This is a genomic window from Solirubrobacter pauli, from assembly GCF_003633755.1.
In the GTDB taxonomy this organism is placed as follows: domain Bacteria; phylum Actinomycetota; class Thermoleophilia; order Solirubrobacterales; family Solirubrobacteraceae; genus Solirubrobacter; species Solirubrobacter pauli.
In genome coordinates, this window is the sequence record NZ_RBIL01000002.1 from 2,031,039 (window position 1) to 2,042,645 (window position 11,607).

The window sequence follows — 11,607 nt, forward strand, 5'->3', positions numbered from 1 at the left end:
CCGCCCGCCGCCGCCTCGCCGCGCGCCGCCTCGCCCACGCGCGTCACTCGCCGGCCGCCGCCATCGGCACGCGCACGTCGCGCTCCGCCGCGATCTCCTCCGCGCGCTCGTAGCCCGCGTCGACGTGGCGGATGACGCCCATCGCCGGGTCGTTCGTGAGCACGCGCTCGAGCTTCTGGGCGGCCAGCTCGGTGCCGTCGGCGACGCTCACCTGGCCGGCGTGGAGGCTGCGGCCGATGCCGACGCCGCCGCCGTGGTGCAGCGAGACCCAGGAGGCGCCGCTGGCCACGTTGACCATCGCGTTCAGCAGCGGCCAGTCGGCGATCGCGTCGGAGCCGTCGAGCATCGCCTCGGTCTCGCGGTACGGGCTGGCCACGCTGCCGCAGTCGAGGTGGTCGCGGCCGATCACGATCGGCGCCTGCACCGCCCCGCTCTCCACGAGCTCGTTGAACTTCAGGCCGGCGAGGTGGCGCTCGCCCTGGCCGAGCCAGCAGATGCGCGCCGGAAGCCCTTGGAACTGGACCTTCTCCGCGGCCAGCTTCAGCCAGCGGTGCAGGCTCTCGTGCTCCGGGAACAGCTCCAGCACGGCCTTGTCGGTCGCGGCGATGTCGGCGGGCTCGCCGGACAGCGCCGCCCAGCGGAACGGCCCGCGGCCCTCGCAGAACAGCGGCCGGATGTAGGCGGGCACGAAGCCCGGGTAGTCGAAGGCGCGCTCGTAGCCGCCGAGCTGCGCCTCGGCGCGCAGCGAGTTGCCGTAGTCGAACACCTCGGCGCCCGCGTCCTGGAAGCCGACCATCGCCTCGACGTGGCGGGCCATCGACTCGCGCGCCTGCTCGACCGACCACTCGTCGCCGGGAGCGAAGCCGCTCGGCACGTAGGCGAGCGGGTCGTGTGCGCTCGTCTGGTCGGTGACGACGTCGATCGGGGCGCCGCGCCGGAGGAGCTCCGGGAAGACGTCGGCGCAGTTGCCGAGCAGCCCGATGCTCAGCGGGCCGGTCGCGCTCGTGGCGAGCTGCAGGGCGTGGTCGATGCTATCGGCCTCGACGTCGAGGTAGCCGGTCTCGAGCCGGCGCTGGATGCGGGTGCGGTCGACCTCGACGCAGATCGCGACGCCACCGGCCATGGCCACCGCGAGCGGCTGCGCGCCGCCCATCCCGCCGAGGCCGCCCGTGAGCGTGATCGTGCCCGCGAGGCTGCCGTCGAAGCGCTTGTCCGCGACCGCCGCGAACGTCTCGTACGTGCCCTGGAGGATGCCCTGCGTGCCGATGTAGATCCACGACCCGGCGGTCATCTGCCCGTACATCGTCAGCCCGAGCGCCTCCAGTCGCCGGAACTCGTCCCAGGTCGCCCAGTCGCCGACGAGGTTGGAGTTCGCGATCAGCACGCGCGGCGCCCACTCGTGCGTCTGCAGCACGCCGACCGGCTTGCCGGACTGCACGAGCAGCGTCTCGTCGTCCTTGAGGGTCTGCAGCGTGCGGCCGATGGCGTGGAAGCTGTTCCAGTCGCGCGCGGCCTTGCCGGTCCCGCCGTAGACGACGAGCTCCTCGGGATGCTCGGCGACCTCGGGGTCGAGGTTGTTGTGGAGCATTCGCAGGGCGGCTTCCTGCGGCCAGCTGCGGCAGCTGAGCTCGGTGCCGCGGGCGGCGCGGATGGTGGTCTTCATGCGAGCTCTCCGGTGATCGCTTCGGCGGCTCTTCTCGGGCCGCCCGCTTTGACGAAGTCGGTGGCCGCCGCGATCTCGGGCGCGAGGAAGCGGTCCGGGCCGGGTTGGAGGTCGAGCGCCGCGACGACGGCGGCGGTGGCGGGCGCCGGGGTCAAGGGCGCCCGCAGCTGGATGCCGCGCGCGGCGGTGAGCAGCTCGATCGCCAGCACCTGGGCCAGCGCGTCGAGCGCGCGGCGCAGCTTGCGTGCGGCGGACCAGCCCATCGAGACGTGGTCCTCCTGCATCGCGCTGCTCGGGATCGAGTCGACGCTGGCGGGGCTCGCCAGGCGCTTGAGCTCGGAGACGAGCGCCGCCTGCGTGTACTGGGCGATCATGTAGCCCGAGTCCACGCCGGGGTCGTCCGCGAGGAAGGCCGGCAGGCCGTGGTTGCGCGCGACGTCGAGGAAGCGGTCGGTGCGGCGCTCGGCCATGCTGGCGACGTCGGCAGCCGCGATCGCCAGGAAGTCGAGCACGTACGCCACCGGCGCCCCGTGGAAGTTGCCGTTGGACTCGATCCGGCCGTCGGGCGTGACGACCGGGTTGTCGATCGCGGACTCCAGCTCGCGCCGCGCGACCTGCTCCGCGTGGGCGAGCGTGTCGCGCGCGGCGCCCGCGACCTGCGGCGCGCAGCGGAGGCTGTACGCGTCCTGCACGCGCGTGTCCTCGGGGCCGCGGTGGCTGGCGACGATCGCGCTGTCGGCGAGCAGGCGGCGGAGGTTCGCCGCGCTGTGCTGCTGGCCATGCTGCGGGCGCAACGCGTGCAGGTCCTGCGCGAACACCCGGTCGGTGCCGAGCAGGCCCTCGACGCTCATCGCCGCGGTGATGTCCGCGGTCGTCAGCAGGTTGCGCAGGTCGTGGACGGCCAGGACGAGCATGCCGAGCATCCCGTCCGTCCCGTTGATCAGCGCCAGGCCCTCCTTCTCGTGCAGCGCGACCGGCTCGGGGACGGTCGTGAGCTCGCCGTCGCGGTCACGGACGGGCCCTTCGCCGATCAGCGCGAGCGCGCAGTGCGACAACGGCGCCAGGTCGCCCGAGCAGCCGAGCGACCCGTGCTCGTGCACCACCGGCGTGAGCTCGTCGCTGAGCATGCGCGCGTAGGCCGTGGCGGTCTCGACGCGCACGCCGGTCCGGCCGGTGGCGAGCGTCGACAGGCGCAGGAACATCAGCGCGCGCACGACCTCCCGCTCGACCTCGTCGCCCGAGCCGGCCGCATGGCTGCGGATCAGGCTGCGCTGCAGCAGCATGCGCTTCTCGCGCGGGATCGCGAGGGTGGCGAGCGCCCCGAAGCCGGTGGAGACGCCGTAGTGCGGCGTGGCGTCGGCGGCCAGCTCGTCGATGACGGCACGGCTCTCGGCGATCGCGCGCAGCGCTTCGGGCGAGAGCTCGACGGGCGCACCGTGCCGCGCGACGTTGATGACGTCCTGGAAGGTTGGGGCTCCGACGCCAACCGAGACGGGATGCGGCTTGAACACGCGTTGATTGGACCAACGGCGTGGGTGTTGTGCCACGGATTTCAGCTCGTTCCGTCTCGTATCTGAGACACTCCGCACTGATCGCCATGCCCGGCAACGCCCCCGCCGCCACCCACGCCCTCAAGGTCCTGCGCCTGCTCGCGCGGCACGCCGCGCCCCTGCCGGCGTCGACGATCGCGCGTGAGCTCGAGCTGCCGCGGTCGTCGGCCTACCACCTGCTCAAGGTGCTTGCCGACGAGGGCTTCGTGGTTCACCTGCCGGAGGAGCGGCGGTACGGGCTGGGCGTGGCCGCGTACGAGATCGGGTCCGCGTACCTGCGCCAGGAGCCGCTGCGGTGGATCGCGCAGACCGTGCTCACGCGGTTGGTGAGCGCGACCACGCACAACGCGCACCTGGCCGTGCTGCACGGCCGCGACGTGCTCTACGTGATCGAGGAGCGGGCGCCGAACCGGCCACACCTCGTCACCGACGTCGGTGTCCGGCTCCCCGCGCACCTGACGGCGAGCGGCCTGGCGATGCTCGCCGCGTTGCCCACCGCCCAGCTGGACGCGCTCTTCCCGAGCCGGCGCGTGCTCACGCGACGGCACGAGGCGGGTCCGGCGTCGCTCACCCAGCTGCGCGCGCTGCTCGCGAGCGCGCGCGAGAGCGGCTACGCCGAGGAGGACGGGTTCGTCACACCGGGCCTGGCGAGCGTCGCCACCGCGGTGCTCGACCACGCGCAGCATCCGATCGCGGCGGTCGCGCTCACGTTCCCGGCCGAGACCGGCGAACGCGACGAGCTGGCCGTGCACGCGAAGCGGGCGGCGACGCAGATCGCCACCCGCATCCGCGGCGTCAGTCCGTGAGGCTCCAGTAGCCGTCGGCGCCGACGTGGTGCTCGACGGCGACCAGGCCGAGCGCCTCGCGGGCCGTCGGGACGTCGGTGTCCATGACGACCGCGACCTCCTTGGACGCGAGCGGGAGCTCCGCCCAGCGCAGGAGCTCCGCTGCGTCGTCCGGGGCGTCCTTGCGGCGCAGGTCCGGTGCGACGTTCGCGAGCGCCACCTCGTACGCCGCCCATGGCTGGAAGCCCGGGACGGCGATCGTGCCGGCGGGGCCCTTGATCTCGTACGACGGGCACGTGTAGCGCATCCCGCCTTCCCACTTGGCGAGCTTGTGCGCCTGCGCGAGCGCCGCCGGGGTCGGGTTGCGGGAGTCGGCCTTGTCGGTCGCGTACGCCTCGAGCACCTTCGGGTCCTGCGTCCACGCCTGCAGCTGGGTCGGGTCGATGCCGACGTCCACCGCCGCGGCCGCGATCGTCTCCGGGTCGTCGAGGAACTCGCCCTCGAACATGCGCACGCGGAAGCGGCGCAGCAGCGGCCACTCCAGCTCGGGCGCGTGCAGCCGGGCGGCCACGACCGCCAGGCACGCGGGCCCGGTGCCGCCCATCCGTGAGCGCACCCGCGTGTCGATCGGCATTCCGTGCTCACGCGCCAGGTGCTTGGTCCCTGACGCCATCATCTCCGGCGTGAAGCCCTTCTCGAGGTACTCGTCCGGGGACTCGGCCAGCACCACGAGGTGCAGCTTCCACTCGATTTGGTCGCCGAACAGCCAGTTGAGCCGCCACCGGACGGGCTCAGCCGAGAAGGCGAAGGGGCAACCGGGATCGGTGTATTCCGTGATCTGGACCGCAGCCATGGGCTGCGATCTTACGAAACGTTAGTCGCGGCGCTCCGCGGCGGCGCCCAGGGCGACGCTGGAGACGGCGAGAGCGGCGAAGGCGACGAGCTGCACGGTCTTGGTGAAGTTCATGCCGCCAGCTTCCCCGAGGGACCTTGCCGCTTCCTTGCCGCGAGGTTGCCGCTAGGCTCGACGGTCGATGCCGACCGTTCACGGCCTCGAGTTCAGCTACAGCCTATACGCGCTGCCCGCGGGTCGCTTCCCGTTCAAGCGCTGGCGCTGGGAGCTGTGGCACGGCGCGAACCTGCTCGCCGCCGGTTGGCGCCTCTCGCGCCCGGACGCGGGCCGCGCGCTGCGGCTGTACGCCGCCGAGCACGGCCACCGGCTGTTCGGCCTGCCGGTCCCGCCACGTGAACCCCACATCGCGCGCGGCGATCTCAAGCCCGGCACGACGGAGCGCCTCGCGATCGGCTCGATCACGGCGCTGCTCGTCCCACGCGGCTTGGAGCTAGTGCCCGCCGCGCTCTAGGTGCTTCTTCGCCTTGCGCTCCGCGCGGGTGAGCTTGCGGCCTCGGGTGATCTCGGAGCCGCCCATGATCGAGAACATCTTCACGTGGATCGTCGGCCCGCCCGGGTCCGGCAGCAGCTCGCCGATCTTGGAGTCGTTGCCGCCCATGAAGGCGAAGTCGGAGACGACGACGTTGACGTTCTCGGGCACGCGGATCTCGTTGCCGCCCATCAGGGCGAAGCAGGTGATCGTCGTCTCCTTCTCGGTCAGCTCGGCGTCGTTGAGGTCGACGCTGGAGCCGCCCATGACGCTGATGACCTTCAGGTGCCGGCCGACGCGCCAGCGGCCCTTGCGGTCGTGGCCGCTCATGACGGACACGACCCACTCCGAGCCGCCCCCACCCGACCGCACGGGCATCCGCGCGCTGACGCGCTGGGCGTCCCCGGGAACGACGACGTCGCGCGTCAACTTGTCCAACTCGCTCTGGGTTCGAGCCGCGTACGTCTGGTCCAGGCGCTCGTCCAGCTCGTCCATGGTGAGCCGTCCTTCGCCCATCGCGTGCCGGAGCAGGTCGGCGGTGTGCTCGCGGTCGGCGTCGGAGGCCCGGAGCTCGGGGAGCGCGTCGTCGGTCACGGCTTCAGCCTACGGTGTCAAGCGTGCGGAACGCCGTCCACAGCCTTGAACGTGACCTGGAGCGCGCCGAGCGGATCGCGCTCGACCACCTGATCCTGCGCACGACGGTCGGCTCCGTCGTGCACGGCCTGTCCAACCCCGGCACCGACGACCGGGACGAGCTGGGCGTCTGCGTCGAGCCGCCCGAGTACCTGCTGGGCTTCCAGCGGTTCGAGCACTTCGTCTACCGGACGCAGCCCGAAGGCCACCCCTCCGGCCCGGGCGACCTGGACCTGACCGTGTACGGGTTGCGCAAGTTCTGCGTGCTCGCGCTCAAGGGCTCGCCGACGACGCTGCTCCCGCTGTTCGTGACCGGCGAGCACCTGCTCGTGAGCACGCCCGCGGGCGAGGAGCTGCGGGCGCTGGCGCCGTCGTTCGTGGCGCGGTCGACCGGCCGGGCGTTCCTCGGGTACCTGTCGAACCAGCGACGCGGGCTCGTCGGCGAGCGGCACGCGACGCGCACGCGCGAGCTGTCCAAGCGGCACGGCTACGACACCAAGTACGCGATGCACGCGCTGCGGATCGCGGTCCAGGGCATCGAGCTCCTGTCGAGCGGGCGGATCACGTTGCCGGTGCCCGAGCCGGAGCGCTCCGTGCTGCGGTCGGTGCGGTCGGGCGAGCTCGAGCTCGACGACGTGCTGGAGCGGATCGACGCCGCGACGGTGCAGCTCGAGGAGCTCGCGGACGACCCGTCGCTGCCCGCCCGGCCCGACGTCGCCCGGGTGGACGAGTACCTGGTGCGGACGTACCGCGCCGCTTGGGATTAGCCTCCCGGCCTATGAATGGTGCCGAGAGCGTGCTCCGGACGCTGGCCGCGTCCGGTGTGGAGGTCTGCTTCGCCAATCCCGGCACGTCCGAGATGCACCTCGTCGCGGCGATGGATCGCGTGCCCGAGGTCCGCGGCATCCTGACGCTCTTCGAGGGCGTCGCCTCGGGTGCCGCGGACGGCTACGCGCGGCTCGCCGGAACGCCCGCCGCGACGCTGCTGCACCTCGGCCCGGGATTCGGCAACGCGTTCGCGAACGTGCACAACGCCTACAAGGGCCGCACGCCGATGGTCAACCTCGTCGGCGACCACGCGGTCCTCCACCGCCCGCTGGGCGCCCCGCTGACGAGCGACGTCGAGGCGATCGCGGGGCCGGCCTCGCACTGGCTGCGCAGCGCCCGTGACGCGCGGGAAGCGGCCTCGCTGGCCGCTGAGGCGGTCGCGGTCGCGCGCGGCGGAGCGGTCGCGACGCTGGTGCTGCCCGCCGACGCGGGATGGGACGAGAGCCTGGGGCCGGTCCCGCCCCGCGTGGCCCTGACACTTCCAGCGGTGCCGGACGAGGCCGTCGACGCCGCGGCGCGGGCGCTGCGCTCGGGCAAGGCCGCGCTGCTCCTCGGCGGCCCGGCCACGCGCGAGCGCGGGCTCGCCGCCGCCGCGCGGATCGCCGCGGGCACGGGCGCGGAGGTCTTCCACGACACGTTCACGCCGGTCCTGGCGCGCGGCGGCGCACGGCCCCGCGCGCGGCTCCTCCCGTACCTCACGGAGCTCGCGGTCGACGCGCTCGCCGGGTTCGAGCAGCTGATCGTCGTCGGGACGCGGCCGCCGGTCGGGTTCTTCGCGTACCCGGGGAAGCCGAGCCTGCTGTCGTCGCCGGCCACCGACGTGACCGTGCTCGCGACCGCCGAGGAGGACGCGCTCACGGCGCTCGAGGCGGTCGCGGACCTGGTCGGCGCCGAGCCGGACCCGGTCGAGCCGCTCGCGCGACCGGACCTGCCGACGGGCGGCGCGCTGGACCTGATGACGCTCACGGCCGCCGTCGGCGCGCTGCTGCCCGACGACGCCGTCGTGGTCGACGAGGCCGTCACCGCGTCCGCGCTCTTCCAGGAGCAGACGTCCGGGGCGGGCGAGCACGACTACGTCTTCCTGACCGGCGGCGCGATCGGCTGGGGACTGCCGGCCGCGACCGGCGCCGCGGTCGGCGCTCCCGGCCGCCCGGTGTTCAACCTCGAGGCGGACGGGTCCGCCATGTACACGATCCAGGCCCTGTGGACGCAGGCCCGGGAGGAGCTCGACGTGACCACGATCGTCGTCGCCAACCGCGCATACGCGATTCTCGAGTTCGAGTTCTCGCGCGTGGGCGCCGAAGGGGAAGGCGCCGCCGCGCGCGCCCTGATGGACATCGGCCGGCCGGAGCTGGACTTCAGCGGCCTCGCCCGCGCCCAGGGCGTACCCGCGCGCCGGGTGGACGATGTCCCCGGCCTGGTCGACGCGCTGCGCGAAGCGGTCGCCGAGCCCGGCCCGCACCTGATCGAGGCCCTCGTATGAGCCGCGCGATCGTCACCGGCGGCGCGTCGGGGATCGGCGCGTCCGTCGTCACCCAGCTGCGCGAGCGCGGGTTCGACGTGGTCGTGCTCGACCGCGACGAGTCGGACGGCGTCGTGGTCGACGTGACCGACGCCGCCGGCGTGGACGCGGCGGTGCAGGAGGCGGCGAAGCGGCTCGGCGGGATCGACGTCGTCGTCAACAACGCGGGCGTCGGCGCGCAGGGCACGGTCGCCGACAACAGCGACGAGGAATGGCACCGGGTATTCGACATCAACGTCGTCGGCATGGTGCGCGTGAGCCGGGCGGCGTTGCCGTTCCTGCGCGAGTCGTCCAGTGCCGCGATCGTCAACACGTGCTCGGTCGCCGCGACGGCCGGCCTGCCACAGCGGGCGCTCTACAGCGCGACCAAGGGCGCGGTGATGTCGCTCACGCTGGCGATGGCCGCCGACCACGTGCGCGAGGGCATCCGCGTGAATTGCGTCGCGCCGGGCACGGCCGACACGCCGTGGATCGGCCGCCTGCTGGACGCGGCCGCGGACCCGGACACCGAGCGGGCGGCGCTGAACGCCCGCCAGCCGATGGGGCGGCTCGTCTCCGCGGACGAGGTCGCGGAGGCGATCGTCTACCTGGCGACGTCAACCGCGACGACGGGCACGGTGCTCCACGTCGACGGCGGCATGCAGGGGCTGCGGTTGCGGCCCCAGTAGCTAGAGGACGCCGCGGCCGGTGAGGTCGGAGATGACCTTGCGGCGCTTGAAGAAGCCGGCGTTGGCGAGCTTCTCGAGCGCGTTGCGGCGCTCGCGGGACTCGGCCTTGGTGGTGGCGAGCTCGGCGCGCAGCTCGGCGGCGTCCCCGCGGGCGGCGTCGAGCGCGGCGCGCAGCTCGATCTGATCGGCGCGCGAGGCGTCGATGCTGCGGCGGATCGCGTCGAGTTCCACGCGCAGCTCGCTGCCGTCCGCGTGCGCGTGCTCGAGCGCTTCCTTCAGCTGCCGGATCTCCGCCTCCGCCATCTCCTCGTGCTCGTTGACGAGCACCGGGTTGCGGCGGACCTCACCGCGCGGGGTCAGGGCGGCGCGCAGCTCTCCAGGAGAGACGTGCGGCTCGTTGCGGTGATCCGTCTCGCTCATGGCGGTGCCATTCGCGGCGGCGGCCGCGCCTCCTTCAGGCGACCGCAAGCACGCTTGCGGCGATGACCGCAAGGAGCGAGAACGCCAGTGCCGGCCGGCTGCTCACGGCCTGTGTGAGCACCGCGATGACGATCCCGCCGGTGTTCCCCGCGAGCCAGATGAGCGCGGGATCGGCGCGGTTGAGCAGGACTGGGAGCGCGCCGAGCAGGACGGCGCCGAGCGGCACGACGACGAGCCACGCAGCACCGGGCGCGACGGCGAGGGCGAGGCACGATGCGGCCGCGACCACCGCCGCGAGCTGAAGGAACGAACGTTCTTTCCGTCGCGCGATCACGAGTGGGGAGACGAACGCCGAGCTGGCCACGCCCGAGACCACCATGGCGAAGAGCAGCCAGCCCGCCGTGTCCTCACTCACGCCGGCCGGCTCGAGCAGCACCTGGAGCCAGGTCATGAGCGCCACGAACACGCCGAAGCCGAGGAACGCCACCAGCGCCGGGCGAGCCCGGCGTGGCAGTGGCGACGTCGACACGGCGTGGGCCGGCCGGATCGTCGCGGTGAGCGCGATGGCGACCACGACCGCCACGCTCGCGTCGACCACCAGGAGCGTCGGGATCGACAACGCGGGCGCCAGCGGCAGCGCCAGCGCCGTGCCGGCGAAGATGCCGGCCGAGCCGATCGCCACGCCCTTGGGCTCGTCCGGCGCCGTGGTGGCCACGTACGTGACCGCGTTCAGGAGCAGCGGCTGCGCGATCGCGACGAGGATCTGGCCGATCAGCGCGGCGGTGAACGTGTCCCCGAGCCGCACCGCACCGCCGAGCGCCGTGAGCCACGCGCCGGCGAGCAAGGCGGGGCGGAACGCGCGCCGGAGCGCGATCGAGGCCGGGATCGCCAGCAGCACGTACAGCAGCGGGAACACCTGGCTGAGCCACCCGACCGCGGAGTCGGACACGCCGTAGTGCTCCGCGGTGCGCGTCGTGATCGGGGCGTACGTCAGCCACAGCAGCTGGTTCGCACCGGCCGCCGCGGCGTAAGCGGCGACCAGGCCCCAGCGCGCAAGCACGCGCCGGGACGATACAAGCCGAGGCGCCGGACGCCCGCCGGGTGCCCGGGGGCCCGCGGCGCCCGCCGCCGGCACCTCGCTCCTCTCGCGGCGCGGGTGTTCGTCACCGCCGTGCCCGGAGGACGGCGACCACCTCCTCCGGCGTGCGCGTGCGGACGACTTCGTAGCCGGCGGCGCGCAGCTTCGCGTCGAGCGCCGCGTCGTCGCGGCGGTCCGTCGCGCGGCCGTGGTGCGGGCCGTCGAGCTCCACCACGAGCCGGTCTTCCGGCCACCGGAAGTCGACTTCTTCTCCGAGCAGCTCGGCGTTGACGATCGGTGTCGGCAGCCCTGCGTGGTTGAGCAGGACGATGGTGCGGGTCTCCTCCTTGCTGCGCGTGCCCGCGGAGCCGGCCTCGTAGAGCGCGATCGCCTCGTCGAGCAGGGCGACGTTGCGCCGGCCGTTCGCGCGCCGGCGAGCGTCCATGGTGGCCAGGAGTGAGTAGGCGCCGAGGTACGCCGCCTCGCGGATGACGGCCGTGATCTCGTGGGGAACGTGGACGGCGTCCGTGAGGTCGACGAGCAGGCGGGCGACGGAGGTGACGGGGATGCGCTTGCGGTCGGTGACGTCGCGCCAGTGGATCCTCGTCCGGTGGTACTTCGTGCCCGGCGGGGCCTGACGCTTGCTCGGGACCACGACCTCGATGAGGGAGGCGCGGTAGGGCGTGAGCCCGTGGAGCTCAGCCGCGGCCCAGTGGCTCAGCAACGCGCCCGAGCCGCCGGCGAGCACGGCCGCCATGAGCTCCCCGTCACGCGAGAGGGGCCCGACGGAGTAGACGCCGCGGTACCGCCGATGCAGCCGCCCCGCCTCGACACGCCGCGCGATCGCCGCCGAGTCAAGTCCCACCGCGCGCAGTTGTGCCGCCGTCACGAGCCCGTGCTGCCTCGCTGCGATGTCCGAAAGCGCGCGATCCCGCAGGAGTGTGGTCGGAAAGGTGCGCATAGCGAATGTTTCCGACCGCACCCCCGCATTCCATCGGTGCCGGTGTTGCGGGTCTACGCGCGTTTGTGTCGACTCCGTGCCAACAACGACTCAAGACGCGCACGGCGCAGCCGATCG

The 11,607-nt window shown here is 73.2% G+C and carries 12 protein-coding genes; 5 read left to right on the forward strand and 7 right to left on the reverse strand.

Annotated elements, in window-relative coordinates; genetic code table 11:
• Positions 1-43: 43 nt before the first annotated feature.
• Together hutU and hutH are read right to left on the reverse strand one after the other, a co-directional pair.
• Positions 44-1,663 carry a urocanate hydratase gene (hutU, locus tag C8N24_RS29090; protein WP_121256826.1) on the reverse strand — a complete coding sequence of 540 codons (1,620 nt, stop codon included), beginning with the start codon at positions 1,661-1,663 and terminating at the stop codon, positions 44-46.
• On the reverse strand, positions 1,660-3,174 hold the full coding sequence (gene hutH, locus C8N24_RS29095; protein ID WP_121256830.1) for a histidine ammonia-lyase: 1,515 nt from the start codon (positions 3,172-3,174) through the stop codon (positions 1,660-1,662). Before hutH ends, hutU begins: the two co-directional genes overlap by 4 nt.
• Positions 3,175-3,260: 86 nt before the next feature.
• Here hutH and C8N24_RS29100 point away from each other — a divergent pair, with 86 nt between their 5' ends.
• Entirely contained in the window at positions 3,261-4,019 is a 759-nt protein-coding gene (locus C8N24_RS29100; protein ID WP_121256833.1) for an IclR family transcriptional regulator, read from the forward strand.
• Here C8N24_RS29100 and C8N24_RS29105 read toward each other — a convergent pair.
• Positions 4,009-4,851, reverse strand: coding sequence for a DsbA family oxidoreductase (locus C8N24_RS29105; protein ID WP_121256835.1), 843 nt, complete (start codon positions 4,849-4,851; stop codon positions 4,009-4,011). The two genes, C8N24_RS29100 and C8N24_RS29105, sit on opposite strands and share 11 nt — an antisense overlap.
• 181 nt (positions 4,852-5,032) lie before the next feature.
• On the opposite strand from C8N24_RS29105, the gene C8N24_RS29110 reads away from it, so the two are divergent.
• Complete coding sequence (locus C8N24_RS29110) at positions 5,033-5,362, forward strand: hypothetical protein (protein WP_121256838.1); 330 nt, start codon at positions 5,033-5,035, stop codon at positions 5,360-5,362.
• Here C8N24_RS29110 and C8N24_RS29115 read toward each other — a convergent pair.
• Positions 5,342-5,974 carry a DUF1707 SHOCT-like domain-containing protein gene (locus tag C8N24_RS29115; protein ID WP_121256840.1) on the reverse strand — a complete coding sequence of 211 codons (633 nt, stop codon included), beginning with the start codon at positions 5,972-5,974 and terminating at the stop codon, positions 5,342-5,344. The two genes, C8N24_RS29110 and C8N24_RS29115, sit on opposite strands and share 21 nt — an antisense overlap.
• Before the next feature lie 23 nt (positions 5,975-5,997).
• On the opposite strand from C8N24_RS29115, the gene C8N24_RS29120 reads away from it, so the two are divergent.
• The 3 genes from C8N24_RS29120 to C8N24_RS29130 are packed head-to-tail and all read left to right on the forward strand — an operon-like array spanning position 5,998 to position 9,031.
• Positions 5,998-6,780 carry a nucleotidyltransferase domain-containing protein gene (locus C8N24_RS29120; protein WP_211340176.1) on the forward strand — a complete coding sequence of 261 codons (783 nt, stop codon included), beginning with the start codon at positions 5,998-6,000 and terminating at the stop codon, positions 6,778-6,780.
• Positions 6,781-6,791: 11 nt separating this feature from the next.
• Entirely contained in the window at positions 6,792-8,324 is a 1,533-nt protein-coding gene (locus tag C8N24_RS29125) for an acetolactate synthase large subunit (RefSeq protein ID WP_121256843.1), read from the forward strand.
• Positions 8,321-9,031 carry an SDR family NAD(P)-dependent oxidoreductase gene (locus C8N24_RS29130; protein ID WP_121256846.1) on the forward strand — a complete coding sequence of 237 codons (711 nt, stop codon included), beginning with the start codon at positions 8,321-8,323 and terminating at the stop codon, positions 9,029-9,031. Before C8N24_RS29125 ends, C8N24_RS29130 begins: the two co-directional genes overlap by 4 nt.
• On the opposite strand, the gene C8N24_RS29135 is transcribed toward C8N24_RS29130, so the two are convergent.
• The 3 genes from C8N24_RS29135 to C8N24_RS29145 form a co-directional block, all read right to left on the reverse strand.
• Positions 9,032-9,451: a coiled-coil domain-containing protein gene (locus tag C8N24_RS29135; RefSeq protein WP_121256848.1), complete on the reverse strand. Its 420-nt coding sequence runs from the start codon at positions 9,449-9,451 to the stop codon at positions 9,032-9,034.
• Between the two features lie 34 nt (positions 9,452-9,485).
• Entirely contained in the window at positions 9,486-10,511 is a 1,026-nt protein-coding gene (locus tag C8N24_RS29140) for an MFS transporter (RefSeq protein WP_121256851.1), read from the reverse strand.
• 103 nt (positions 10,512-10,614) lie between these two features.
• The gene (locus C8N24_RS29145; RefSeq protein WP_121256854.1) at positions 10,615-11,490 is read right to left on the reverse strand and encodes a type IV toxin-antitoxin system AbiEi family antitoxin domain-containing protein; all 876 of its coding nucleotides are present in this window, start codon (positions 11,488-11,490) and stop codon (positions 10,615-10,617) included.
• Positions 11,491-11,607: the final 117 nt, after the last annotated feature.

Bases quoted from the DNA above. Each gene is read 5' to 3' on its own strand.
- hutU (WP_121256826.1), bottom strand. From the start codon at position 1,663: ATGAAGACCACCATCCGCGCCGCCCGCGGCACCGAGCTCAGCTGCCGC.
- C8N24_RS29100 (WP_121256833.1), top strand. From the start codon at position 3,261: ATGCCCGGCAACGCCCCCGCCGCCACCCACGCCCTCAAGGTCCTGCGC.
- C8N24_RS29105 (WP_121256835.1), bottom strand. From the start codon at position 4,851: ATGGCTGCGGTCCAGATCACGGAATACACCGATCCCGGTTGCCCCTTC.
- C8N24_RS29110 (WP_121256838.1), top strand. From the start codon at position 5,033: ATGCCGACCGTTCACGGCCTCGAGTTCAGCTACAGCCTATACGCGCTG.
- C8N24_RS29125 (WP_121256843.1), top strand. From the start codon at position 6,792: ATGAATGGTGCCGAGAGCGTGCTCCGGACGCTGGCCGCGTCCGGTGTG.
- C8N24_RS29130 (WP_121256846.1), top strand. From the start codon at position 8,321: ATGAGCCGCGCGATCGTCACCGGCGGCGCGTCGGGGATCGGCGCGTCC.
- C8N24_RS29135 (WP_121256848.1), bottom strand. From the start codon at position 9,451: ATGAGCGAGACGGATCACCGCAACGAGCCGCACGTCTCTCCTGGAGAG.
- C8N24_RS29145 (WP_121256854.1), bottom strand. From the start codon at position 11,490: ATGCGCACCTTTCCGACCACACTCCTGCGGGATCGCGCGCTTTCGGAC.